Origin of the sequence: Pseudomonas sp. RW409, assembly GCF_003184125.1 — a bacterium.
GTDB lineage: Bacteria > Pseudomonadota > Gammaproteobacteria > Pseudomonadales > Pseudomonadaceae > Aquipseudomonas > Aquipseudomonas chlororaphis_I.
On the sequence record NZ_QHHP01000040.1, the window covers coordinates 38,634 to 63,238 of the forward strand.

The window sequence follows — 24,605 nt, forward strand, 5'->3', positions numbered from 1 at the left end:
AAAAGGGACTCGCCGTAAGGGCGAAACCCTAAGTGGCCGTTACCACAGGAATGGATATGTACACCGTCCAAAAAATGCAGCGCCTGCACGGAAGCCATCGCGGGCAATCGAGCGTCGACCGGCCGCTCCTACAGAAGCCTCCCCCGGCATAGATATGTACACCATCCAAAAAATGCAGCGCCCAAACAGACACCATCACGGCCAATCGAACACCGACCGGCCGCTCCTACAAAAAGCACAGGCGACGCCGAAGCACTGAGCCTCGTCAGCACTGAGGGGGTGGTTACTGGATGAAAGACAGGCAGCACTCACTCGTCGCAGAACAACGCCGCGATCTGCGCCCGACTCGACGCCTGGAGTTTGGAGAAGATGTTCTGCAGGTGGGTTTTCACGGTCTTGTCGCTGATGCCGAGGATCTGGCCAATCTCCCAGTTGGTCTTGCCTCGGGCCACCCAGCGCGAAATCTCCGCTTCGCGGCTGGACAGGATGGACAACAGTTGATGGTTCGGCCCCGGGTTGTGGCGCAACAGCTTGCTGCCCAGCGCCCGGTTCAGGGCGATGTGCAGGTACGGGGCGAAGACCATCATGCGCATTTTGCTTTCATGGGCCACGGTGGCCGAGATGTTGTGAAAGAAGTAGCCGGTGAAGGTGTTGCGGTGCAATCCGGGCAGCAGGGTCCAGCCCAGATTGCGTATGCCGTGTTCGCGAAAAATCTTCGCCCACACCTGGTCCTGCGAGTTACCCAGGCGCTCCAGGGTGGTGAACTTGGGGCGTCCGCAATGCTCGATGGGGTCGATGCCCAGCGGCGGAATCATGCCGTCGCGACCGACGATGGCCTTGATCAGGTCATCGGAGACGCTGTCCGGATGAATCAGGTGCGAAAAGAACACCCGGTGCGCACGGACCCGGCCGCTGGCGAACACGAAGTTCTCGCACGGCAGGATCTGCGGCAGCGCCAGCTGGGTCTGCTGTGTCAGCTCGGCGATGCTGCGCGCCGAGGTGATGGAGTTGAGCACGCTGGTCAGCTGCAACCGTTGCTGGCTGTCGGTGGGCGGCAACGACAGCACCGACCGCGGGCGGCTGGCCAGTTCCAGCCGCGGTTCGCAGAAGGCCGGCTGGGCGAACAGCAACGCCGCGGGTTTGGGCGCATGCACCGGGCCGATCGATAGACTGGTCATGCTTCCACGACCTGGCTGTCGACGGTGATGTCACGCAATACCCGGCCGTTGCTCTCCACCGCGACCACCGACTTGTCCAGCGGATGGGCTTCGGCCGGCGCCGTGCCCTCGAGTGCCGCCAGCCAGGGAGCGAACTGCTTGCGGCACTCCTGGCGCTTGATCTTGCCGCTGGAGGTACGCGGCAACGACCCGCCGAACACCAGCAACAGCACCGGCCGCGCCAATTGGTGCTGTTGCCACAGCCGCGCCTTCATGTCGCTGAACAGCTGCGGCAGGTCGAGGCTGCGCAAGGCCCGTCGCTCGATTTCCTGGGCGATCACCACCTGCTCGCTGTCGCCGGTCTCGATGCTGAAGGCCGCGGTGCCGTCCGGGCGAAAACTGTCATGGGTACGCAGCACGGTGTTCTCGATATCGCCAGGGTGATGGTTGACGCCATTGACGATGATCAGGTCCTTGAGCCGTCCGGTGACGAACAGCTCGCCATCGAGCAGGAAGCCCAGGTCGCCGGTGCGGAAGTAGCGCGACCAGCCCAGCGCCGGCGGGGCCGGGCGAAAGGCCGCGGCGGTGCTCTCCGGGCGCTGCCAGTAACCGCTGGCGACGCTGTCGCCGAGGATGCAGATCTCGCCGACCCGCCCGTCCTCCAGTGGCTGTTCGGTGTGCGGGTCGCAGATGAACGGGCCCTGCCCCGGAATGCCGCGGCCGCTGCTGACCAGGGTGCACAGGCGCAACTCGGCGTCGCTGCCCTGGCCGTCGTGCAGGCGCGCCACATTGTCCTCCAGCAAGCCGGCATGGAACTGGCGAATCACCGGCTCGCGCTTGCTGCCACCGGCGCTGACCATCAGCGTGCCTTCGGCCAGCCCGTAGCAGGGAAAGGCCGAGGTGCTGGCAAAACCGGCACGGGCGAAACGCTCATGGAAGGCGGCAATGGTCTGCGCCCGCACATGTTCGGCGCCGTTGAAGGCCACCTCCCAACTGCTCAGGTCGAGGCCGGCCAGCTCTTCGTCCTTGATCTTGCGCAGGCACAATTCATAGGCGAAGTTCGGCCCGCCGCTGACGGTGCCGCGGTAGGTGCTGATGGCCTGCAACCAGCGCAGCGGCCGTTGCAGGAAGTGGATCGGCGCCAGCAGGGTCGAGCCGAAGCCGACGAACAAGGATTGCAGGATGCCGCCGATCAGCCCCATGTCGTGATACGGCGGCAGCCAGCTGACCAGGTGACTGTCCTTGTGGGTCAGAAAGCCGCGGCTGATGCTGCGCGAATTGTGAATCAGGTTGCCGTGGGTCACCGCCACTCCTTTGGGAATCCCGGTGGAGCCGGAGGTGTATTGCAAAAAGGCGATATCGTCCCGGGTCACAGGAACCGTCCGCCATTCGCTGGCCAGGGCCAGGTCCAGAGTCGCCATGTCCAGCACCCGCGGACTGTCGGCCTGCCCCAGCCGGGCCTGGATGGTCGGGACATCCTCGCCACTGGCCAGCGCCGCCGTCGGCTGGCAGTCGTCGATGATGCCGTCCAGCCGGTCCAGGGTCTTGGTCGCCCCCGGCGGATAGGCCGGCACCGCCACCAGCCCGGCATACAGGCAGCCCATGAAGGCGATCACATAGTCCAGGCCCGGCTTGAGCAGGATCAGCACCCTGTCCCCCACCCGGCAATGCCCCTGCAACCGGGCCGCCGCCGCTCTCGCCGCGCGGTCCAGTTCAGAGAAGGTGATCAGGGTTTCTTCGTCTCGCCCGTTGTGCAGAAAACGATAGGCCAATCGGTCCGGGATCGTATGGGCGTGAAGCTGCAGACATTCCGAAAAATTCGCATACGGAACGTCGCTATCGTGGTCGTTCGTAGTCATTATTTTGTGTCCAGGCAGCCGTACTTAGCCATCTCCCGCAAGGCCCGAAATCTGCGGCCTTGCGCATCCATTACGCTTGATCATCCTCTGGGAGCGCGCACTCGAAGTTAATACTCCGAACGGCGTATACCCGCAATTTCCGCCCCCGGCGCATATTCGCCTCACAGCTCGATGCATGCATGGCTTTTTGCCATACGGCCTTGCAGTCATCAGCCCTTTTCAAAGAGGTGAAGCCGACTATCCGGGCCTGCGCAAGCTGGGCTTGTGTAACTGGCCATGTCATGAAATCCAGGCCGGAACGGGAGCGTTCCGGTTTCGCCACCAGCGTGCGCAGCACCGGGAGAACAGGATGTCTTTTAGCGAATACGCCACCTTCGACGCGGTCGGCCTGGCCGATCTGGTAAGAACCAGACAGGTACGCCCCTCCGAACTGCTGGAGGAAGCCATACGCCGCATCGAAGCCTTCAACCCGGCGGTCAACGCCGTGGTCTACAAGGCCTACGACAAGGCCCGGGCGCAGGCCGCCGAACAGGACAAGGCGCCAGCGACGGGCGCGCTGCACGGCGTGCCGTTCCTGCTCAAGGACATCCTCGGCGACTGCCAGGACCTGCCCTCGACCCTGGCCTCGCGCATGCTGCAAGCACGGGTCATGCCCCAGGACTGCGAGCTGGTGAAGCGTTTTCGCCAGGCCGGGCTGGTGTTCGTCGGCAAGACCAACGCTCCGGAGTTCGGCATTCTGCCCACCACCGAAGGGGCCTTCTACGGCCCGGCGCGCAACCCGTGGAACCTGGAATATTCCACCGGCGGCTCCAGTGGTGGCGCAGCCGCCGCGGTGGCCACCGGCATGGTCCCGGCGGCCCATGGCAACGACGGCGGTGGCTCGATCCGCATTCCCGCCTCCTGCTGCGGCCTGGTCGGCCTCAAACCGACCCGGGCGCGCAATTCCCTGGCCCCGGACTTCGGCGAGCTGCTCAGCGGCCTGCTGGACGAACATGTGCTGACCCGCAGCGTGCGCGACAGCGCCGCCCTGCTCGACGCCACCCACGGCGTGGTGCCGGGCGACCCGTACCGCGCGCCGCCCATGCAGGGGCGTTTTCTCGACCAGCTCGGCCGCGAACCGGGGCGCCTGCGCATCGCCTTCTCCGCCACCGACCCGGCCGGGCGGCCATTGCACCCCGACTGCATCGCGGCGGTGGAAAGCACCGCGCGCCTGCTCGAATCCCTCGGCCACCATGTGGAAGAAGCCGCGCCGCAGCTGGACCTGCAAAGTTTTGCCGAAGCTTTCAGCGCCCTGTGGTTTTCCGGTATCGCCTTCGCCGTGGAACTGATGAGCCTGCAACTAGGACGCGGCCCGCTGCCCGGCGAACTGGAAAACCTGACCCAGGCCGTGCATCAACGCGGCCTCGGCGTGAGTGCGGTGGAGTACCAGATGTCCGAGCTGGTATTGCAGCAGGTCGGCCGGGAAATGGCGCGCTTCCACCAGACTTACGATTGCTGGCTGACCCCGACCCTGGCCCGGCCGCCGCTGCGCAACGGGGTGGTGGATATCCATTCCAGCGACCTGGAAAACACCTACGGTCCGCTGATCGACTACAGCCCGTTCACCGCTATTCACAACGCCTCGGGGCAACCGGCGATTTCCCTGCCGCTGCACTGGAACGCCGAGGGCCTGCCGATCGGCCTGATGCTCAGCGCCGCCTTTGGCGAGGAAAGCCTGCTGTTCCGCCTGGCCGGCCAGCTGGAACAGGCACGGCCGTGGAAGGACCGGCGGCCGCAGCTGTTCATGCAGCACCGCCCCAACGAAGCGGTTATCGGCTAAGGAGAGCAGCCCCCATGCGCACGCTGGACACCTCGACCGCCCCGCCTTATTGCCCTGCCGGCTCAGGCCAGGAGCAGCCTCTGCCGGGGGCCATCCCCTGGCCCACCGATGGCCTGAACCGCGAGCAACTGGCGCGTTATGGCAAGGAGCTGATTCGCCAGACCCTGCCTTTTACCGTGGAAAACCGCCGCCTGAGCTGGTGGCATTTCTACTCGACGCTGCTGGTGATCGGGCTGTTCGGCGCGGCCGTGGCCATGCCGTTGTGGTGGCCGCTGCGCCTGGCGTGCAGCGTGCTGCTGGGCTTGTCCCTGGTGCGTATGTTCGTGCTGTACCACGACTACATGCACGGAGCGATCCTCAAGGGCTCGCGTTTCGCCGAGGTGTTTTTCAAGACCTTCGGCTTGCTGCTGATGGCCCCGCCGACGCTGTGGAAGCAGTCCCACGACTACCACCACGGCCACAGCTGCCAGTACGTCGGCGCGGAACAAAACCGCCTGCCGCTGCTGTCCACCCACACTGACCTGGGCACCTTTCCCCTGCTGTCCACCGAGGAATATGCCCGCGCCGGGCGCCTCAAGCGCTTGCGTTATCGCGTCGCCCGGCACCCACTGATGATCCTCCTGGCATCATTCAGCATCTTCATTTTCAGCATTTGCATGGTGTCGCTGATCACCCAGCCGCGGCATCGGCTCTGGTCGCTACTGGCCCTGGCGCTGAACCTGGCGAGCGCCGTCGCCCTGGCGCTGCTGGCGCCGGACATCCTGCTGTACGGAGTGCTGGTCCCCAGCCTGTCCGGCTCGGCACTGGGCGCCTACATGTTCTATTGCCAGCACAACTTCCCCGGCGTGCGTTACCCCGAGCGCGCCGACTGGGACTACGCCGCTACCGCGGTGTTCTCCTCCAGCTACATGCGCACCGGCCCACTGATGGCCTGGTTCACCGCCAATATCGGCTATCACCATGTGCATCACGCCAACTCGGGCATCCCCTTCTACCGCCTGCCGCAAGCCATGGCGGCGATCCCGGCGTTGCAATCGCCGATCACCACTTCGCTGCGCCCGCGGGATATCTACCGCTGCCTGCGACTCAAGCTGTGGGACCCGGCGCACCAGCGCATGATCTCGTTCGCAGAGTTTCACCAGCAGGCGCAACGCTGAAGGAAATGCGGCGGAAGCGTTGCCCAGCGAACGCTCGCCAGGGAAGATCGGCGCCGGAATTTTCCCGTCGATCGTGGGTCAGTAGAGCCACGCTTTTTCGCACCGGTCCGTTGGTCCGTGACAATGGGGCCTCGCTCCCATAAATTAGGCGCCCTGAAAAGGCCCGGTGCTTTTCTAGCCTCATTTCCAGTTAAACGAAGTAGTGAAATATCAATGTCCGATTCCAATACAGAAGAATCCGTAAACGCCTTGTCGTCCAAAGCGGAATACGAAAACGCCATCAATCTTTCACAGCACGTGTCCCAGGCCAAGACCATCAGCGAGATGGTCCTCGATGCTTTCCAGTCCACCAAGGAAAGCGACCAGATCCGCGAATTGCGCGCCGAGATCCGCCAGGCTCACGACCGCTTCGACGACGACCGCGCCTATGAACTCATGGGCCAGCTCAAGCAGCTCAAGGACGCCGAGGCCGCCGACAGCGCCGCCCTCGAAGACCTGAGCAGCAAGTTCCCGATCAGCCGCATCCTGTCCAGCTACAAGGACGACCCGAGCTTCCAGGAGCTGGTCTACGGCCTGGCGCTGAAAGTGCTGAACCAGACCCACCAGGCCATCAGCAGCCCAGGCGGCGGCAAAAGCAAGGCACGGCCGAAGAAAGAAATGGAAGTGTTCGCCATCAGCAAGGACGGCATCAGCGTCACCCTGCCGATCCGCCCGCGCTCCAAGGCCAACGTCGACCGTGAAGCCTTCGAATTCCTCGGTTTCGCCTTTGTCGGCGAAGGCGACGAGGCTGAGCTGGAAAGCGAAGTGTTCTTCGACAAGGACGGCAACGAACAACCAGCCACCCGCAAGAACATCGTCACCGCGATCCAGCAGCAGACCGCGTTCGAAGGCTACAGCGCTCTACAACAGCAATAACCCGTACCCGCGAGCTGGCTCGCGCAGAGGGCGGATCGCGCAATAGCGCGGCGCCCCTCAGCGGCTGGCTCCTGCGAATGAAAGACCGGGCCCCCCTCAGTTGCCCCGGTAATCGGCGATGGGATACATCGCGCACAACGCCTCGGTCTGGAGTCGGAACTGCTCTTGCAACTCAGGCTCCAGGTGGTACTTCTGCTCGCTGAGGGGCGTGACCTTGTCCAGTATCCGGCACACCAGATCGACCACTTCACGACACCCTTGGGAATCGATGTAGCGTTGGGCGATGGAACCGGTGCCGAGACACAAGCCATTGGCGACGAATGAGGACCGGGTTTCCCCCAGTGCGCGGTTTTTACCCACGATGATGCCGCATCGCTCCAGTGCCGAGGCGGCAATCGAACCGCTGATGCCCCCACGCAACCTGAGCAGAACCGTGTGGTTCTCCGTCCCCCCGCCCACGACCTCGTAGCCCTGCGCCATGAATGCGCTGGCCATTGCATCGGCTGTGCTGCGAATCCGCCCCATGTAGGCATCGAACTCGGGGGACATCGCGTAGCCCAGCGCAGCGGCCTTGGCCGCGATCATGTTGACCGCCGGCGCGCCTTGCATCCGGGGGAATACCGCTTGCTCAAGGACCCGACTGAAGCTCGCCCTCAGGCCGGGAACCTTGGTGTCGGCGTCCCGGCCGGAAAGAATGAGGCCGCCACGAGGCCCCGCGAGTTGCTTGTGGGTACACGCGGTGGTGACATGCGCCACGTCGATCGGGCTCGGATGCCGCCCCGTTGCGACCAGCCCGGCGATATAGGAGATATCCGCCAGGAGGATGGCCCCGGCCTCGTCGGCAATAGCGCGAAAGCGTTGGAAGTCCACGACCCGGGAATAGGCGGTCGCACCGCAGATGATGATGCGCGGACGATGGGCGAGCGCCAGTTGGCGTACCTCTGCGTAATCGATCACGCCCTGCGAGGTGGTGCCGTAGCGGATCGCCTTGTAGTGGGCGCCGGTGAATGCGACAGGGCTGCCGTGGGTCAGGTGCCCGCCATGATCGAGGGCCATTCCGAGAATGGTGTCCCCCGGCTCGAGCAGGGCAGCCAGCACTTGGTAGTTGGCGTTCGAGGCGGAGTGTGACTGGACGCTGGCATATTGCGCCCCGAACAACTCCCGCGCCCGGCGAATCGCCAGCGACTCGACCAGGTCGACGTTCTCGCAACCAACCTGATGACGCTTGCCTGGCATGCCCTCGGCGGTGACGTTGACCAGTGCCGAGGCAGACGCCGCCAGGATGCGAGGGTTGGCCGCGCAGGAGGATGAAACCAGGGACAGTGTGCGGTGTTGACGCGTGACTTCAGCGTCCAGGATCCCGGCCAGTTCGGCGTCTTCAGCGCGCAAATCCGCCAAACCACGTCGCAACAGGTCGGCCTGGTCCCTCAGTGGTTCTGTATAAGCTGCCATCGTTCGGTGTTCCTTCCTTGTCATTTGCGTGCTACGAACGACAGCACGCTTCCTGGTTTAACGTTCGTGGGCAGCTAATTAATCAAAAAATTAAACACTTTCCAAATTAAATGCTTCTTTTCCGAAGAGCGGGAAGGGACAGCAGGTTTGCGTCGCTGCTGGATGTTCGCCTATCAAGGCGATGGCACCGCGCATTTCGGGGCTTTATTGTCATGACAGGGACATGCAACACTTGCCCCCCGCGGCGCCCCCGGTCCGAACCCTCCCAAGGATTCCGGGCGCGCCCGATACCGACAGCGAAATATTCCAGGATGGATGCAGGCTGGCTAAAGGAGCACTAGCGAGTTGGTACAGACCACAAAGCCGACAAGCTCTTGCCGCATCAATCCGACTGTTCTCACCCCCTGGCGTCGAGCAGTTGAATGTCATGCACGCCACGCACGCTATGAAAGCCCCTAAGCGTGGCGACTATAAGGAAATGGTGAGCATTTGATGCACAGAAGAGAAAGAACAGAGTATTTGAAGAGCAATATCAAATACCTGATAAAAAGCCGCGGCGAGACGCAACTGTCTTTATGCAATGCCAGTGGCCTGACCAGGACGACCATCTACAACATTCTGGAAGGCAAGGTCAGCAACGTACAGCAATCCACCATTCGCAAAATCTCTGATTTCTTCGGTGTCTCCTACGAAGAAATAGAAACCGTCGATTTTGAAGAGAAGGAAATCATCGACAGCAGTATTTCCCCACAAGGAAACATGAACCCGGCGGCGGTTCCGATCCTCAAGGAAAGCCTGTTGATGATCAACATGGACAAGCGGATTGGCGAACTGGCCATACTTCACCCACTGACCTATTACTTCGGCGCCTCCTACAACTTGATAGCGGTGCTGCTGGAGAATGAGATCAAGGGAATGTACGAGGCCGGCGACCTCTTGATCATTCAAAAGGGAGTGTCGAGCGACGACAAGGAAAAACTGGTCTACGACAGACAGGCAAGAAAGCTGTTCATCATCAATGAGCCATGCTCCGACTCAGACCGAGTACTTGTGGTGGGTGACATCATCGAGGAGCGATTCAATGGCAGCTTATGAAGGCGAACTCGAGAACAGCAAATATAAACTTCTGGGCTTTGAAAACAACAAGAGCCTGGCGGTGATCATGATCATCGCTACGGGCAAAGTCATAAAGATCAAACTGAGCGAAGTGCTTAACAGCGAAATAATGGAAAACCTGAACAAAATGGAAGTTAAAAACATCTACAAGAAGTTCTACTCCCAAGGAGGAGCGCTGACCGCATACGATCTGAATGACCGCCACGAAAGCTCATGGATGATTTATATCATCCTCAATCTACTGCTCTTTACCTTCTATATCTTCACCAGCATTGCCGCCACCAAGCCCATTTATCTTGAATCCCTTGGCATCATTATCACTCCGGGCACCTTCCTTTATCCCCTGACATTCCTGATCGTTGACCTGTTGAACGAAAACTTCGGACTGCGGCTGGCAAGAAAAGCGATCTTCTTTGCCTTCGCCAGCAACGCCATGATTATCATCCTGCTCTATGGCTCGACCTTTCTCCCCGGCTTGCCAGGCTGGAAGCTCGACACCCCGTACAACGACGTGATCATTCATGTGTCATCTGTCCTGGTGGCGTCCTCTGTCTCTTTCCTGGTTTCCGAGAACATCAACTCGTACTTGCTGTGCAAGATAAAAGAGCTGACGAACTCCAGGTTCCTGTTCCTGCGGATATTCTTGAGTACGCTGTTCGCGGTCATTATCGACAGCTTTGTGTTTTGCTACATCGCCTTTTATGGCTCGATGCAAAACAACGACATCCTGAACATGATTTATGTGCAGATCGCGATCAAGGTGTGTTTTGCCTTCTTCAACATCTTGCCTGCCTATGGAGCAAGGTCACTGTTCAAGAGATATATGACGGACAGCCAGACAAAGTAGTGCAACCGCTCTTTATCTCAAGCTGATGGATTCAACACTCATCCGGCAGGTGGATGCAGTGTTGAAATCCATTGACGTACTGTCGGTCAAGCCGTCATTGCAGATTCATCTTGCTTCTCAAGCTATTCATGACTTCTGTCTTGTTCCCCAGATAGTCATTCAGCCCTCTTGCACGAAGATTGCACGCATCGCAATTGGCGCAACCGCTGCCAATCACGCCGTTGTAGCACGTCAGGGTCTGCTCGCGGATCAGGCTCAACTGATTGTGATGATCCGCCAGCGCCCACGTCTCCGACTTGTTCAGCCACATCAGTGGCGTATCAAGACGCAGGCGGTATTCCATGCCCAACTCGACGGCCTTGTTCAAGGCCTTTACAAACTCGTCACGGCAATCGGGATAACCCGAGAAGTCCGTTTCACACACCCCGGTAATGACCGTTTCAGCCTGTACCTGGTAGGCATAGATAGAGGCCAGGGTCAGAAACAGAATGTTTCTTCCCGGCACGAAAGTGCTAGGCAGGCTTTCACCTGAACTGTTCACCGTCGGCACCGGAATATTGTCTCGAGTGAGACTGCTGATCGCCAACTCATTGAGCAACGAAGCATCCAGCACTTTGTGGACTGTCGCCCCCAGCTGCTTCGCGAGCTGCTGCGCCACGTCTATTTCTGCGCGGTGGCGCTGGCCGTAATCAAAGGTAATACAGTGCACTTCATCATAGAGCGGCAATGCGTGGATCAGACAGGTCGTCGAGTCCTGCCCGCCACTGAATACGACAACAGCTTTTTTCTTCATCATTCTGCTTCCTGCATGAATAGAGTCATTTGAATATTTAAACAGCCCACTGACTGACACTCAATAAAAAGCCCCGCGCTTCTGTCGAAGGCGGGGCTTTTTCATAGCCTTTGCAGCTTATGGCGCGTAGGTCAGCAGCAGTTCGCTCGGTACCTTGAAATCCAGGGACATCATCACGCTCAGCGCGGTGATGGTGAAGATCGAGAACACGAACAGCTTGCGGGCCCAGACGGTGTCGTCCACCGCCTTGTAGCCGGTCCAGGCCATGTACAGCCAGTACATGCCCATCGCGGCCGCGACGGCCAGGTAGCTCATGCCGGCATACCCGCTGAAGGTCAGCATCAGGGTCGCCACCAGGAACGCCAGGATGTAGAGCAGGATGTGCTTCTTGGCCACCAGGATGCCGCGCTTCACTGGCAGCACCGGAATCGATGCGGCCAGGTAATCGTTGAAGCGGAAGATCGCGATGGCGTAGGAATGCGGCATCTGCCACAGGCTGAACATCACCAGCAGGGTCAGCGCGGCCATGTCGAAGCTGTTGCTCACGGCCACGTAACCGATCACCGGCGGCATCGCCCCGGACAGGCTGCCCACCAGCGTGCCGTGCACCGACTTGCGCTTGAGGTACAGGCTGTAGAAGCCGACGTAGATGACAAAGCCGATCACGGCAAACAGCGCCGCCAGCGGATTGGCCACCTTGTACAACAACGCAACGCCGGCGACACCCAGGAGGGTCGCGTAGACCAGTGCCACTTTCAGGGAGATCAGGCCCTGAACCAGCACGCGGTTCTTGGTGCGCTCCATCTTCAGGTCGATGTCGCGGTCGATGCAGTTGTTGAACACGCAACCGGAAGCTACCACCAGGGACGTGCCGATCATCGCGGCCAGGAAGATGGCCAGATCGACATGTCCCTTGGAGGCCAGGAAAAAACCGCCCGCCACAGAAAGCACGTTACCGAAAATGATCCCCGGTTTGGTGATTTGGATAAAGTGCTTGAGCGACATCGGGTCTTACCTCACTTCGCCATCATGTAGGTGTGGATGCTGAACATGATCCACAACGACAGACCAACCAGCAGGACGATCACCAGCGCAGCGAAGACGAACGCGATCACGTTGTTACGCTGGGCCTCGGAGCGGTCCAGGTGCAGGAAGTACACCAGGTGAACCAGGACCTGGATCACCGCGAAGGCGAGCACGATCATCAGGGTGATGGATTTCGGCAGGGTCGGGTACATCACCAGGCCGAACGGGATGATCGTCAGGATCACCGACAGGATGAAGCCGATGGCGTACGACTTTACGCTGCCGTGGCCAGCATCATGGCTATCATGGGAGTGTGCATTAGCCATTACATAGTCCCCATCAGGTAAACAACGGTGAAGACGCAGATCCAGACCACGTCCAGGAAGTGCCAGAACAGGCTCAGGCAGCTCAGGCGGGTCTTGTTGGTTGCGGTCAGGCCGTGCTTGTTGACCTGATACATCATGATCGCCATCCAGATCAGGCCAGCGGTCACGTGCAGACCGTGGGTGCCGACCAGGGTGAAGAACCCGGACAGGAAGCCGCTGCGGCTAGGGCCGTAGCCTTCGGAGATCAGCAGGTGGAACTCGTTGACCTCCATGCCGATGAAGCCCAGGCCGAACAGGAAGGTCAGGGCCAGCCAGCCCAGGACCTGCTTCTTGTTACCCCGGAAGAACGCCAGCATGGCGAAGCCGTAGGTGATCGAACTGAACAGCAGCAAGGCGGTTTCGCCGAGCACGTAAGGCAGTTCGAAGATGTCGTGGCCCGACGGGCCACCCGCTACGTTGTTTACCAGTACCGCGTACACCGCGAAGATCGACGCAAACAGGATGCAGTCGGTCATCAGGTAGAGCCAGAAACCGTATACGGTCATCTCGCCCGAGTCGTGGTGATGGTCATCGTGCCCATGGTCATCGACATGGGTGTGTCCAGCATTGGTCACTAAGTTCGACATGGTTTAAGCCTGTTCCAACGAGGTTTCTACACGGTTGGCCGGAATCTTCTTCTCGGCTACCAGGCGAGCGTGCTGCTCGGCTTCGATGCGTTCGATCACGTCGACCGGCACCATGTAGCCTTGATCATCGCGAGCCGCGTGGATCACGAAATAGATCACGGTACCGGCCAGGCTAGCGATCGCCAGCCACCAGATGTGCCAGATCATCGCGAAACCGAAGACGGTCAACAGAGCACCCATCACCAGGCCGGTGGCGGTGTTGTTCGGCATGTGGATCGGTTCGTAGCGAGCAGGCTTCTGGTACGCGGTACCGTCTTCCTTGGCTTCGGTGAACGGGTCGATGCCATTGGCCTTCGGCAGTACGGCGAAGTTGTAGAACGGTGGTGGCGACGAAGTCGACCATTCCAGGGTGTGGGCATTCCATGGGTCGCCGGAAACACACTGGTTCTGCTTGCGATCACGCACGCTGACGTACAGCTGGATCAGCTGGCAGGCGATACCGATGGCGATCATCACCGCACCGAACATGGCGACGTACAGGTACGGCACCCACTCAGGGTTGGTCGTGGCGTTCAGACGACGGGTCATGCCCATGAAGCCCAGTGCATAGAGCGGCATGAACGCGACGAAGAAGCCCGAGATCCAGAACCAGAATGCAGCCTTGCCCCAGCCTTCGTGCAGCTTGAAGCCGAACGCTTTCGGGAAGTAGAAGCTGAAACCAGCGATGTAGCCGAATACAGCACCACCGATGATCACGTTGTGGAAGTGCGCGATCACGAACAGGCTGTTGTGCAGGACGAAGTCGGCACCCGGGATGGCCAGCAGTACGCCAGTCATGCCGCCGATGGCGAAGGTCACCATGAAGCCCAGGGTCCACAGGACCTGGCTGGTGATACGCAGACGGCCGTGGTAGATGGTGAACAGCCAGTTAAATAGTTTCACACCCGTCGGGATGGAAATCAGCATGGTCGCCAGGCCGAAGAAGGCGTTGACGCTGGCCCCCGAACCCATGGTGAAGAAGTGGTGCAGCCAGACCATGAAGCCCAGTACCGAGATCGCGCCGGAAGCGTAGATCATCGAGTGGTGGCCGAACAGGCGCTTGCCCGAGAAGGTCGAGATGACTTCGGAGAAGATACCGAACGCCGGCAGGATCAGGATGTACACCTCAGGGTGACCCCAAGCCCAGAACAGGTTCACGTACATCATTGGATTGCCACCAAGTTCATTGGTGAAAATGTGGAAATCCATGTAACGGTCAAGCGTCAGCAGTGCCAGGGTAGCGGTCAGGATCGGGAACGAAGCGACGATCAGCACGTTGGCCCAGGTGCAGGTCCAGGTGAAGATCGGCATGTCCATCATCTTCATGCCCGGGGTACGCATTTTCAGCACGGTGGCCAGGAAGTTGACCCCCGTTAGCGTCGTCCCTAGCCCGGATAGCTGTAGCGCCCAGATGTAGTAGTCGACACCCACGCCCGGACTGTATTGCAGGCCCGACAGCGGCGGATACGCAACCCAGCCGGTCTTGGCGAATTCGCCGACGCCCAGGGACAGGTTGATCAGCACGACGCCGGAAACCAGCAGCCAGAAGCTCAGGGAGTTGAGGAACGGATAGGCAACGTCACGCGCGCCGATCTGCAGCGGCACTGCAAGGTTCATCAGGCCGGTGAAGAATGGCATCGCCATGAAGATGATCATGATCACACCGTGGGCGGTGAAGATCTGGTCATAGTGTTCAGGAGGCAGGTAGCCCGGCGAACCCTCGGTGGCCATGGCCAGCTGGGTACGCATCATGATCGCGTCGGCGAAGCCGCGCAGGAGCATGACCATGGCGACGATGATGTACATCACGCCGATTTTCTTGTGGTCGACCGAAGTCAGCCATTCGGTCCACAGGTAGGACCACTTCTTGAAGTACGTGATACCCGCGACAAGCGCCAGACCACCGAGGATGATCATGGCAACGGTCACCATGACAATCGGCTCGTGGAACGGTATCGCGTCCAGACTTAATTTACCAAACATCGTTTACTCCTCTGCCCCAGCAGCTGAATGCGAGCTCATATCAGTCCCTTCCACAGCGGCCACTTCTTTCTTCTCGTGCTTGACCGGCTTGCCTGGTTTCATGCCTTCATACTTGTCGACGATTTTCTGAAACAGGTCCGGCGTGTACGAGGAGTACAGCGCGACAGGGTTGTTCTGGCTTGGCTTGGCAAGGGCTTCGTATTCAGCTTGATCAAGCTGTTTAGGTGCGGCCTTGACTTCGGCTACCCAGGCGTCGAAATCTTCCTGGCTCGTCGAGATCGCTTTGAATTTCATGCCGGTGAAGCCAGCGCCACTGTAGTTAGCGGAGATGCCTTCCATTTCAGCTTTCTGGTTGGCGATCAGGTGCAGCTTGGTCTGCATGCCTGCCATCGCGTAGATCTGGCCGCCCAGAGCAGGGATGAAGAACGAGTTCATCACGGCGTCGGAGGTGATCTTGAAGTTCAGCGGAGTGTGCTCCGGGAAGCGGATTTGGTTAACCGTGGCGATACCCTGGTCCGGGTAGATGAACAGCCACTTCCAGTCCAGCGCGACCACTTCGATGTTGATCGGCTTGGCGTCGGATTCCAGCGGACGATACGGGTCCAGCGCGTGGGTGGACTTGTAGGTCACATAACCCAGGGCAATGATGATGAGGATCGGGACCAGCCACACCGCGATTTCGATCTTGGTGGAGTGCGACCACTTCGGCGCGTAGGTCGCGTTGGTGTTGGACGCGCGGTATTTCCAGGCGAACGCGAAGGTCATCACGATCACCGGGATCACGACCAGCAGCATCAGCAGGGTAGCGGTGATGATCAGGTTTCGCTCATCCAGACCGACCTGTCCTTTCGGGTCGAGCAAGGTCCACTTGCAGCCTCCCAGCATTAACATCATGCCAAGCAGCGGCAAAAAGCCTAGTAATCGGGGGTACCTGTTTTTACTCATCTCACGACCTCTAAAGCAGCTTGCGCAATGCAGTTGGGTTTTGATGGCCAACACTTCACCGTGCCAAGGGTTGGCATTTTTTCTTCGATTGAATAAGGGCCTGCCCGGCGCGTTACGCGCTGTTTGACAAATCCTGGGCTAGCAGTGAGTTCTTATTCGAATTCGTGGTCAAAGGCCTTGTTACAGACCAATTCCATTTGGTGCGGATATTTGGAAGGTGCCGACACCTGGGGTCGCATGGAGCGTCCAACGCCCCTCGACCGCCGCCGTAAGCTCAGGGTGAGCAGCGCCGGAAATTCAGTGCGGGCGATTGTAGATATGTAGCGTTTTATAAACCATGTCTTATCCCGAAATAATTTTTATCGGTTCGCGCAACAATGCGTGGCGATTATTGCAACGGGTCGCGATCATATCGAGATTCATTCCCAATAAAAAGCCCCAAAAACGCCTTCCAGCCAGCTCGAAAAACGCGCCTTGCGCCAGCGGAAAATCCACCGATGGCATCGCGCTATCCCTTGTAAAACGAGGGCTGAAACGATTTATTTAGATAGCCGGCTATGCTTGTTTTGCCACTCACTGCGCCAACATGAACTGACAGGCTTTTTCCGTTTCTGACACAAAAAAAACGGCGCACTGTCATCTGCGCAAACACCGGTGCGACACCCTCCATGTGACAACATGTCGCACTTTTATCGCACGTCCGATTGCCCCATATCACGCCCCTTTCGCACATTGTCCTACACACAAAAAAGCCCCGGCCCCGAACATCGGGACCGGGGCTTTTTACGCCGGGTCAGGCGCTTTGGCGACGGTTACGAATGATGCCCAGCGGCACCAGCACCAGGGTCAGCACAAAGGCCACCAGCGCCCATTGCGCCAGGGACAGGCCCAGCACCGGCGGGTACGGCGTGGAGCAGAAGCCATCGACCTGGAACCCCAGCGGGAAGACGGTCGCCAACGGCAGGCTGTCGACGATCGGCTGCAGCACATCGATGCCGCAACTGACCGCAGGATGGGCCTGGGTATAGACGTGATGCCCCGCCACCGCCGCGCCGAACAGCGCGCTGATCACGACCAACGCTTCCAGCACCGTGAGACTGCGACGACTGCGCATGGCCGCGCCGATGAAGGCGAAAATCGCGATCAGCAAAAACGCGTAGCGCTGCAGGATGCACAGCGGGCAAGGCGCCTCGCCCAGCACCACCTGCATGTACAGCGCGCCGCCGATCAGCGCCAGGCAGATCACCCCCAGCAACACCAGAAAACGTCGCTCGCGCCCCAAGCGCAGTGTGTCGTCAGTCATCCTCAATTCCTTTCTGTCTGTGGCTCAACCCGATGGCAGCGCTTGCAACTGCTGCATCAGGCTGAGGTTGTCTTCGATATGCCAATTGGCGGTGATCCGGCCGTTGGCGATCTGATAAATGTCGGTTGCCCGGAAGTCTACACGCTGACCATGACCTTTGAGTGCATTGAAGGTCCCGCTGAAGTGCCCGCGAAAATGCAGGTGCAGCACCACCCGGTCCCCGGCCACGATCATCTGCTCGATTTGTGCGCTCAAGTCCGGCACCGCCGTGCGAAAGAAGCGCGACGCCAGCAGCGGCCCGGTCGGGCCCTGGACCCGCCCTGCAGGCGGCGTCATATCGACGAAGTTCTCCGCCAGCGCCGCCTTGGCCAGGCTTTCATCGCCGCTGTTCCAGAAACTGCCGTAGCGCCGCGCGGCCAGTTCCATGGCTTCGCGCTGGGGCTTGGGCAGGCTCTGATCGACGACCAGGGTCTGCGCCTGGAGCAAGTCCGGCTCGGCGAAAACCAGGGGACTGGCGAGCAAGGTTGCGGCCAGGGTGATGCGGGAAATGGCTGAGAGTTGCATGGGATGATCCTGATCAGTGCGAACGAGCGCCTATCATCAGCATCGGGGAATTAACGATAAACAGGTTAAGAACGGATTAACCTTTAAAGGATTTTTACGAGTGCGGCCTGTAGCCGCTGGCGCAGCCTGCGATCGAGCGCGCAGCGCTCGCAATACTATCCCCCAGTACCTCGGGTAAACCGCGAGCTCAGGCTGGCAGTCGCTGCGCAACCGATCGCAGGCTGCGCCAGCGGCTACAAAGAGGCCAGCCTCCGGGCGGGGGCTGGCCGATGGGGGTTACTCCAGGGCCGCGGCCGGGCCGAAGAACTCGTAGCGGCTTTGCTTTTCCGGTACGCCCAGGGCCTTGAGGTGGCGCTTGATCGCCGCCATGAAGGCTTTCGGGCCAAGGAAGTAGGCGTCCAGGTCACGCTCCTGTGGCAACCATTCGGCCAGTTGTTCCTGGCTCAGCAGGCCGACCTTGTCCGCCGCCGGGCTGACGCCGTCGTCTTCGGCGTAGCAGTAGAAGCGCTTGAGTTGCGGATGACGCGCGGCCAGACCGTCGACCCAATCGCGGAACGCATGCACCCCGCCGTTGCGCGCGCAGTGGATAAAGTGCACCGGACGCTGGCTGGCCAGGGCGGCCTCGAGCATCGGCAGGGTCGGAGTGATGCCGACGCCACCGCTGATCAGCACCAGCGGCTTGTCGCTGTCCGCCAGGGTGAATTCGCCCGCCGGCGGGAACAGCTGGATGCTGGCGCCAACCTGCATCTGGTCGTGCAAATAGTTGGAAGCGCGGCCACCGGCTTCGCGCTTGACGCTGATGCGGTACTGGCCGGCGTCGGACAGGGCCGACAGCGAGTAGTTGCGGCGGATTTCCTCGCCATCGAGGAACAGTTGCATGCCGATGTACTGACCCGGCTCGGCGGCGAGAATCGGGCCGTTATCCACAGGCTCGAAATAGAACGAGGTGATTTCCGCGCTCTCCTGCTCCCGGCGGACCAGCTTGAATTCCCGCGCGCCGCGCCAGCCGCCCGGGGCCTGGGCCTTCTGGTCGTAGATCGCGCCTTCGGCACCGATCAGGATATCCGCCAACTGGTTATAGGCCGCGCCCCAGGCGCTCATCACCGCCGGCGTGGCGATCTCCTCGCCCAGCACTTCGGAAATGGCGCGCAGCAGGCAGCTGCCGACGATCGGGTAATGCTCCGGCAGGATCTGCAGGGCCACGTGCTTGTTGATGATCTTCGCCACCAGGTCGCCCAACTGGTCGAGCTGGTCGATGTGCCGGGCGTACATCAATACGCCGTTGGCCAGGGCCCGTGGCTGGTCGCCGCTGGCCTGGTGCGCCTGGTTGAACAGCGGACGCACTTGCGGATACTCGGAGAGCATCATCCGGTAGAAGTGGGTGATCAGGGCTTCGCCACCGCTTTCCAGCAGCGGAACGGTGGATTTGATGATGGCACGATCTTCGACGCTAAGCATAAGTACAACTCCTGAGCTTTCTGACTACTTGCAGGTTGCCCTTTACCAGTCAGTTTTCGTGCCAACAATAAAAACCATATAAATCAATATCTTAAAATAATTGTAGTCATATCGACACACCGGCATTTATAGTCATTAAGACCATACGGAGTCATTATGACCGCAAAGTCCCTGCTCACCGCCTTGTTGCCCCTGGTCTCCGACCTGTCCCGCGAACTGCCTGAAGGCGAGCGCTACCGCCGCCTGCTGGAAGCCATGCGCGCCCTGCTGCCCTGCGACGCCGCCGCGCTGCTGCGCCTGGATGGCGAATGGCTGGTGCCGCTGGCAGTGGACGGCCTGAGCACCGACACCCTGGGCCGGCGTTTCAAGGTCAGCGAACACCCGCGTTTCGCCGCCCTGCTCAGCCATCCCGGCCCTACCCGCTTCGCCAGCGACAGCGACTTGCCGGACCCTTACGACGGCCTGGTGGATGGCCTGCACGAACACCTGGAAGTCCACGACTGCATGGGCTGCCCGCTGTTTATCGACGAACGCCCCTGGGGCCTGCTGACCCTGGATGCCCTCGACCCGCAGCGCTTCGAGCCGATCGAACTGGATGCCCTGCAGGCCTTCGCCAGCCTGGCGGCGGCCACCGTCAACGCCGCCGAGCGCATTGAGCGCCTGGCCCTGCGCGCCGAAGACGAACACCAGCGCGCCGAGGTCTATCGCCAGGCCAGCGGCCAGAACCGCGAAATGATCGGCCAGAGCAAGGCGCACAAACGTCTGCTGGAGGAAATCGGCCTGGTCGGCGGCAGCGACCTGACGGTGCTGATCACCGGCGAAACCGGGGTTGGCAAGGAACTGGTGGCCCAGGCCATCCATGCCGCCTCGCCCCGGGCCGACAAGCCGCTGATCAGCCTCAACTGCGCCGCCCTGCCCGACACCCTGGTGGAAAGCGAACTGTTCGGCCATGTACGCGGCGCCTTCACCGGCGCCACCAACGACCGCCGCGGCAAATTCGAGCTGGCCAATGGCGGCACGCTGTTTCTCGACGAAGTGGGCGAGTTGTCGCTGACCGTCCAGGCCAAGCTGCTGCGCGTGCTGCAAAGCGGCCAGCTGCAACGCCTGGGGTCGGACCAGGAGCATCAGGTTGACGTGCGGCTGATCGCCGCCGCCAACCGCGACCTGGCCGAAGAAGTGCGCAGCGGCCGCTATCGCGCGGACTTCTATCACCGCCTCAGCGTCTACCCGCTGCTGGTGCCGGCCCTGCGCGACCGCGGCCGCGATGTGTTGCTGCTCAGCGGCTACTTCCTCGAACAGAATCGCTCGCGCATGGGCCTGGGCAGCCTGCGCCTGACCAGCGATGCCCAGGCGGCGCTGCTGGCCTACGCCTGGCCGGGCAACGTGCGCGAGCTGGAACACCTGATCGGCCGCAGCGCCCTCAAGGCCCTGGGCAATTGCCGCGAACGGCCGAAGATCCTCAGCCTGAGCGCCGCCGACCTGGACCTGCCGGACGCCTCGACACCGGTCGCGCCCCAGCCCGCCCCGGCAGCCATGGCCGAGATTCCCGGCAGTGGCGATCTGCGCCAGGCCACCGAAAACTACCAGCGCCAGCTGATCAGCGCCTGCCTTGAGCGTCACCAGCACAACTGGGCCAGCGCCGCCCGCGAGCTGGGCCTGGACCGCGCCAACCTGGGGCGCATGGCCAAGCGCCTGGGACTGAAATAAAGAGTGCGAACCTTGTAGGAGCGAGCTTGCTCGCGATGCGATAGCGAACTCACAAGCGACCTTCGGCCTATCGCGAGCAAGCTCGCTCCTACAATTGTCGTAATACCGCGTGCGTTGATCCGCAAACCGACAAAGCCGCTAAAGCCAGCCCTCCACGCGTCGATAACCCGTTATCGCTAGCTGTTCGCGACCTATTGCGCGAACCACCTTTTTCCACAGAAGGTTTTTATGTCTTCCAACAAAGCCCGCGCAGATTCCCTTTCGCTTCTGCTGTTCACCTTGCGCAGCGGCAAGCTGATGGCAATCAACCTGCTCAAAGTCAGTGAAATCATTCCCTGCCCGCCGCTGACCAAACTGCCGGAATCGCACCCGCACGTGAAAGGCATCGCCACCCTGCGCGGTAATTCGCTGTCGGTCATCGACTTGAGCCGGGCCATCGGCGAACGGCCGCTGGAAGACCCGGAGGGCGGCTGCCTGATCGTCACCGACGTCAGCCGCTCCAAGCAGGGCCTGCATGTGCAGGCGGTGAGCAAGATCGTGCATTGCCTGACCACCGATATCCGTCCGCCGCCCTATGGCTCCGGCGGGGTCAAGTCCTATATCACCGGGGTCACCCAGGTCGACGGCACCCTGGTGCAGGTGCTGGACATCGAGAAAGTCATCCACGGCATCGCCCCGGCGCAGATCGAAACCGCGCCGACCGAGCTGAGCATGGAAGACGCCGAACTGCTGGGTAACGCGCGGATCCTGGTGGTCGACGACAGCCAGGTGGCCCTGCAGCAGTCGGTGCATACCCTGCGCAACCTCGGCCTGCAATGCCACACCGCGCGCAGCGCCAAGGAGGCCATCGACTGCCTGCTGGACCTGCAAGGCACCGCCCAGGAAATCAACCTGATCGTCTCGGACATCGAGATGTCGGAGATGGACGGCTATGCCCTGACCCGCACCCTGCGCGAGACCCCGGACTTCGCCCACCTCTACGTCTTGCTGCATACCTCGCTGGACAGCGCCATGAACGCGGAAAAGGCCCGCCTGGCCGGCGCCAACGCGGTGTTGACCAAGTTTTCCTCGCCGGACCTGACCCGCTGCCTGATCGAAGCGGCCCGTCACGTCGCCGCCCAGAGCGCCTGAGCCATGGCCGACGACTACTGCCTGCTGATGCGCCGCGACCTGACCGGGCAACCGGCTCCCGCCAGCTGGCCGGCCGCCTTCAGCCTCGACAGCTATCGGCCGGAACTGGCCGAAGCGGTGCATGGCCTGATGCACCTTGGCTACCAGGACGGCGGCGGGCGCGTGCCGGAGCTGGACAGCTGGCGCCAACGTTTCGAAAGCGACGCCGAATACGACCCGCAACTGTGCCTGGTGGCCCAGGATGCCGAGGGCGTCGTCGGGGTGATCCAGTGCTGGACCAGCGCCTATATCAAGGATCTGGTGGTGCATCCGCGGGCCCGCCGCCAGGGCCTGGGGCGGGCCTTGCTGCTGCAGGCCTTCGAGGTCTTCCGCCAGCGCCGCGAGGCCTTTGTCGACCTGCGGGTGCTGGAAGACAACCAGCGAGCCCGCGGGCTGTATGACAGCGTCGGCATGGTCACGATCCGCCGCGAGCAGGTTCCCCACACGCCGCTGTAACCTGTAGCCGCTGCCGCAGGCTGCGATAAGGCCGAAGGCCTTCGGCGATCTTGAAACCTTGCGCCCCCTTCGGGCGCGATCGCAGCCTGCGGCAGCGGCTACAGATCTTTCATCGCCCGCGCCTCAGGCATACTCCTGCGCATACCCGCGAACGAAGGAACGCCCCGCCATGAAAGCCCTGTCTCTGAGCCTCGCCTGCCTGACCACCCTCCTCGCCAGCCAGGCCCAGGCCTCCAGCCCGGATGCCTGGGCGACATTCGACAAGCAGGTGCGGGCCAGTTGCACCAAGGCCAGCCAGCTGAAGAATGTCAAAGTGCTGGGCAATGCCGCGCAGTTCGACGACCGGGTTGGCTACAGCGCCTTGCTGCTCCAGGGCCAGTACCCGCAAAAACACATGAAGGGCCAGACCGGCGTGGAACTGTGCCTGTACGACAAGCAGCACAAGAGCGCCCATGTCACCGAGTGGGATTCGATCCGCCCCGCCCTCGAGGCCAAGGGCCGGTGACTGGCGCATAACTTGCTTCGAGAGCGCTATCTAGAGGGCGATGTGAGTCATTCCGTCGCCGCCTCCACCTTTCGACTATGGCTGTCGGCTCAATGAATACTCGTTTTTCCTGCGTAGGCTGCGGCAAGTGCTGCAACGATCACCACGTCCCCCTGACCCTCGGCGAAGCCCGCCAGTGGGCGCTGGATGGCGGCCAGGTGATCGTGCTGGTGGAGGGGTTCCTGAGCAATGGCCTGGGGCTGCCGGCCCAGCAGCGCGAACACGCCGAACGGCGTTCCTGCGTGGTGCCCAGCGGCACAGCCCAGGCCCACGTGGCAATCACTTTCGCCGCCTACAACGTCGGCCCCTGCCGGAATCTTGACGAAGACCAGCTGTGCCGGATCTATGAGCGCCGGCCGCTGGTGTGCCGCATCTACCCGATGGAAATCAATCCGCACATCCCGCTCAACCCGGCGATCAAGGATTGCCCGCCCGAGTCCTGGGAAAAAGGCCCGCAGCTGATCGTCGGCGGCGAGCTGGTGGACCGGGAACTGGCCGAACTGATCCAGCGTTCACGCCAGGCCGACCGCGACGATATCCACAGCAAACAAGCCATCTGCCAACTGCTGGGGATTCACACCACCGCCCTCAAGGGCGATGGCTTTACCGCCTACCTGCCGGACATGGCTGCCCTGGCCGAAGCCATCGAGCGGGTCCAGGCGCAACCGCTGGCCGCGCCGGCCAGCGAGTGGCTGTTCCATGTCTCCGGCGCGGACATTGCCGGGCAGGTGCAGGAGGCCGGCGCCCAGGTGGTGACCGAGGCGCCACTCACCTACGCCTTCATTTCCCTGCGAGCGGCCTGATCCGTAGCCGCTGCCGCAGGCTGCGATAAGGCCGAAGGCCTTCGGCGATCTTAAGGTCGTGCGCCCGCTTCGCGGTCGATCGTCCGAACGCGGCCCGAGCCTGCGGCAGCGGCTACAAAAGCTCAGGTTCAGCGCTTGCCCATCGAGCGACGGGTGCCGGGTGGCGCCGCGCCCGGGGTCTTGGTGTGGCCGTTGGTGGCGCCGTTCTTGTACCAGGGTTGTTGGGCATTCTTGGCCTGGGCGAACTCGGACGGCTTGAACGGAAACTTGAACGGCGCGATCGCCGGCTTGCCTTCGCCAGGCGCGTTGGCGTCATCGACCTGGTCGGCGCTGGGAGCGTCGGACACAGGCGGTTGTGCTGGGGTAGTCATGGAAGCTCCGGGGTGAAAAGCAAAGGCCGGGCCCGGGCAAGCGGGCCGCGAGGGCCGGCAGTATACCCAGGTTGCGGGTCTTTGACCTGCCGCGACCGGCATGGGCCAGGGTCATCGGTCGGCCCTTGCTGACAGCGCTGTCAGGCAGGCGTCACGTTGCTGACCGGGT

Annotated in this window: 24 protein-coding genes; 10 read left to right on the forward strand and 14 right to left on the reverse strand. The window is 61.4% G+C overall.

The window, feature by feature from the left end; all coding sequences use genetic code 11:
* Positions 1–308: 308 nt before the first annotated feature.
* A complete protein-coding gene (locus tag DK261_RS18600) occupies positions 309–1,178 on the reverse strand; it encodes a LuxR C-terminal-related transcriptional regulator (RefSeq protein WP_007929724.1) in 870 nt (289 codons plus the stop codon).
* Positions 1,175–3,016: a fatty acyl-AMP ligase gene (locus DK261_RS18605; RefSeq protein WP_110176124.1), complete on the reverse strand. Its 1,842-nt coding sequence runs from the start codon at positions 3,014–3,016 to the stop codon at positions 1,175–1,177. The genes DK261_RS18600 and DK261_RS18605 overlap by 4 nt, the downstream gene beginning before the upstream one ends.
* A gap of 349 nt (positions 3,017–3,365) precedes the next feature.
* Here DK261_RS18605 and DK261_RS18610 point away from each other — a divergent pair, with 349 nt between their 5' ends.
* The 3 genes from DK261_RS18610 (at position 3,366) to DK261_RS18620 (ending at position 6,907) form a co-directional block, all read left to right on the forward strand.
* Entirely contained in the window at positions 3,366–4,835 is a 1,470-nt protein-coding gene (locus tag DK261_RS18610; RefSeq protein WP_110176125.1) for an amidase, read from the forward strand.
* Between the two features lie 14 nt (positions 4,836–4,849).
* Complete coding sequence (locus DK261_RS18615) at positions 4,850–5,992, forward strand: fatty acid desaturase (protein WP_110176126.1); 1,143 nt, start codon at positions 4,850–4,852, stop codon at positions 5,990–5,992.
* Between the two features lie 213 nt (positions 5,993–6,205).
* On the forward strand, positions 6,206–6,907 hold the full coding sequence (locus tag DK261_RS18620) for a hypothetical protein (protein ID WP_009050693.1): 702 nt from the start codon (positions 6,206–6,208) through the stop codon (positions 6,905–6,907).
* 96 nt (positions 6,908–7,003) lie between these two features.
* Here the strand turns inward: DK261_RS18620 and glyA are convergent, their stop codons facing one another.
* Entirely contained in the window at positions 7,004–8,359 is a 1,356-nt protein-coding gene (glyA, locus tag DK261_RS18625; protein WP_110176127.1) for a serine hydroxymethyltransferase, read from the reverse strand.
* A 492-nt stretch (positions 8,360–8,851) separates the two neighbouring features.
* Between glyA and DK261_RS18630 the strand changes: the two genes are divergently transcribed.
* Positions 8,852–9,454, forward strand: coding sequence for a helix-turn-helix transcriptional regulator (locus tag DK261_RS18630; RefSeq protein WP_009050695.1), 603 nt, complete (start codon positions 8,852–8,854; stop codon positions 9,452–9,454).
* Positions 9,441–10,322, forward strand: a complete 882-nt coding sequence (locus tag DK261_RS18635) for a queuosine precursor transporter (protein WP_009050696.1) — start codon at positions 9,441–9,443, stop codon at positions 10,320–10,322. Before DK261_RS18630 ends, DK261_RS18635 begins: the two co-directional genes overlap by 14 nt.
* Positions 10,323–10,416: 94 nt before the next feature.
* Here DK261_RS18635 and queC read toward each other — a convergent pair whose 3' ends face one another.
* From queC to hmpA, 10 genes are all read right to left on the reverse strand, one after another.
* On the reverse strand, positions 10,417–11,115 hold the full coding sequence (queC, locus tag DK261_RS18640; RefSeq protein WP_110176236.1) for a 7-cyano-7-deazaguanine synthase QueC: 699 nt from the start codon (positions 11,113–11,115) through the stop codon (positions 10,417–10,419).
* Between the two features lie 117 nt (positions 11,116–11,232).
* Positions 11,233–12,120: a heme o synthase gene (gene cyoE, locus DK261_RS18645; RefSeq protein WP_007929705.1), complete on the reverse strand. Its 888-nt coding sequence runs from the start codon at positions 12,118–12,120 to the stop codon at positions 11,233–11,235.
* A gap of 11 nt (positions 12,121–12,131) precedes the next feature.
* On the reverse strand, positions 12,132–12,467 hold the full coding sequence (gene cyoD / locus DK261_RS18650; RefSeq protein WP_007929704.1) for a cytochrome o ubiquinol oxidase subunit IV: 336 nt from the start codon (positions 12,465–12,467) through the stop codon (positions 12,132–12,134).
* On the reverse strand, positions 12,467–13,093 hold the full coding sequence (locus DK261_RS18655; RefSeq protein ID WP_053280784.1) for a cytochrome o ubiquinol oxidase subunit III: 627 nt from the start codon (positions 13,091–13,093) through the stop codon (positions 12,467–12,469). Before DK261_RS18655 ends, cyoD begins: the two co-directional genes overlap by 1 nt.
* A 3-nt stretch (positions 13,094–13,096) precedes the next feature.
* The gene (cyoB, locus tag DK261_RS18660; RefSeq protein WP_016703521.1) at positions 13,097–15,115 is read right to left on the reverse strand and encodes a cytochrome o ubiquinol oxidase subunit I; all 2,019 of its coding nucleotides are present in this window, start codon (positions 15,113–15,115) and stop codon (positions 13,097–13,099) included.
* Positions 15,116–15,118: 3 nt separating this feature from the next.
* Positions 15,119–16,060, reverse strand: a complete 942-nt coding sequence (cyoA, locus tag DK261_RS18665; RefSeq protein ID WP_009050698.1) for a ubiquinol oxidase subunit II — start codon at positions 16,058–16,060, stop codon at positions 15,119–15,121.
* Between the two features lie 342 nt (positions 16,061–16,402).
* On the reverse strand, positions 16,403–16,564 hold the full coding sequence (locus DK261_RS33050) for a hypothetical protein (RefSeq protein WP_155290711.1): 162 nt from the start codon (positions 16,562–16,564) through the stop codon (positions 16,403–16,405).
* A gap of 289 nt (positions 16,565–16,853) precedes the next feature.
* A complete protein-coding gene (locus tag DK261_RS18675; RefSeq protein ID WP_110176128.1) occupies positions 16,854–17,363 on the reverse strand; it encodes a disulfide bond formation protein B in 510 nt (169 codons plus the stop codon).
* A 24-nt stretch (positions 17,364–17,387) separates the two neighbouring features.
* Positions 17,388–17,927, reverse strand: coding sequence for an ester cyclase (locus tag DK261_RS18680; protein ID WP_110176129.1), 540 nt, complete (start codon positions 17,925–17,927; stop codon positions 17,388–17,390).
* Positions 17,928–18,203: 276 nt separating this feature from the next.
* The gene (gene hmpA / locus DK261_RS18685; RefSeq protein WP_110176130.1) at positions 18,204–19,385 is read right to left on the reverse strand and encodes an NO-inducible flavohemoprotein; all 1,182 of its coding nucleotides are present in this window, start codon (positions 19,383–19,385) and stop codon (positions 18,204–18,206) included.
* 156 nt (positions 19,386–19,541) lie between these two features.
* On the opposite strand from hmpA, the gene norR reads away from it, so the two are divergent.
* The 5 genes from norR (at position 19,542) to DK261_RS18710 (ending at position 24,065) form a co-directional block, all read left to right on the forward strand.
* On the forward strand, positions 19,542–21,092 hold the full coding sequence (gene norR, locus DK261_RS18690; protein ID WP_110176131.1) for a nitric oxide reductase transcriptional regulator NorR: 1,551 nt from the start codon (positions 19,542–19,544) through the stop codon (positions 21,090–21,092).
* A gap of 228 nt (positions 21,093–21,320) precedes the next feature.
* Positions 21,321–22,223 (forward strand): chemotaxis protein CheV, encoded by a 903-nt coding sequence (locus tag DK261_RS18695; protein ID WP_009050702.1) that lies wholly within the window; start codon positions 21,321–21,323, stop codon positions 22,221–22,223.
* A gap of 3 nt (positions 22,224–22,226) precedes the next feature.
* Positions 22,227–22,718, forward strand: a complete 492-nt coding sequence (locus DK261_RS18700; RefSeq protein ID WP_016703526.1) for an N-acetyltransferase — start codon at positions 22,227–22,229, stop codon at positions 22,716–22,718.
* 169 nt (positions 22,719–22,887) lie between these two features.
* Complete coding sequence (locus tag DK261_RS18705) at positions 22,888–23,223, forward strand: hypothetical protein (RefSeq protein ID WP_041984263.1); 336 nt, start codon at positions 22,888–22,890, stop codon at positions 23,221–23,223.
* Between the two features lie 92 nt (positions 23,224–23,315).
* The gene (locus DK261_RS18710; RefSeq protein WP_110176132.1) at positions 23,316–24,065 is read left to right on the forward strand and encodes a YkgJ family cysteine cluster protein; all 750 of its coding nucleotides are present in this window, start codon (positions 23,316–23,318) and stop codon (positions 24,063–24,065) included.
* Between the two features lie 128 nt (positions 24,066–24,193).
* On the opposite strand, the gene DK261_RS18715 is transcribed toward DK261_RS18710, so the two are convergent.
* Positions 24,194–24,436 carry a hypothetical protein gene (locus DK261_RS18715; RefSeq protein ID WP_009050706.1) on the reverse strand — a complete coding sequence of 81 codons (243 nt, stop codon included), beginning with the start codon at positions 24,434–24,436 and terminating at the stop codon, positions 24,194–24,196.
* Positions 24,437–24,605 lie beyond the last annotated feature (169 nt).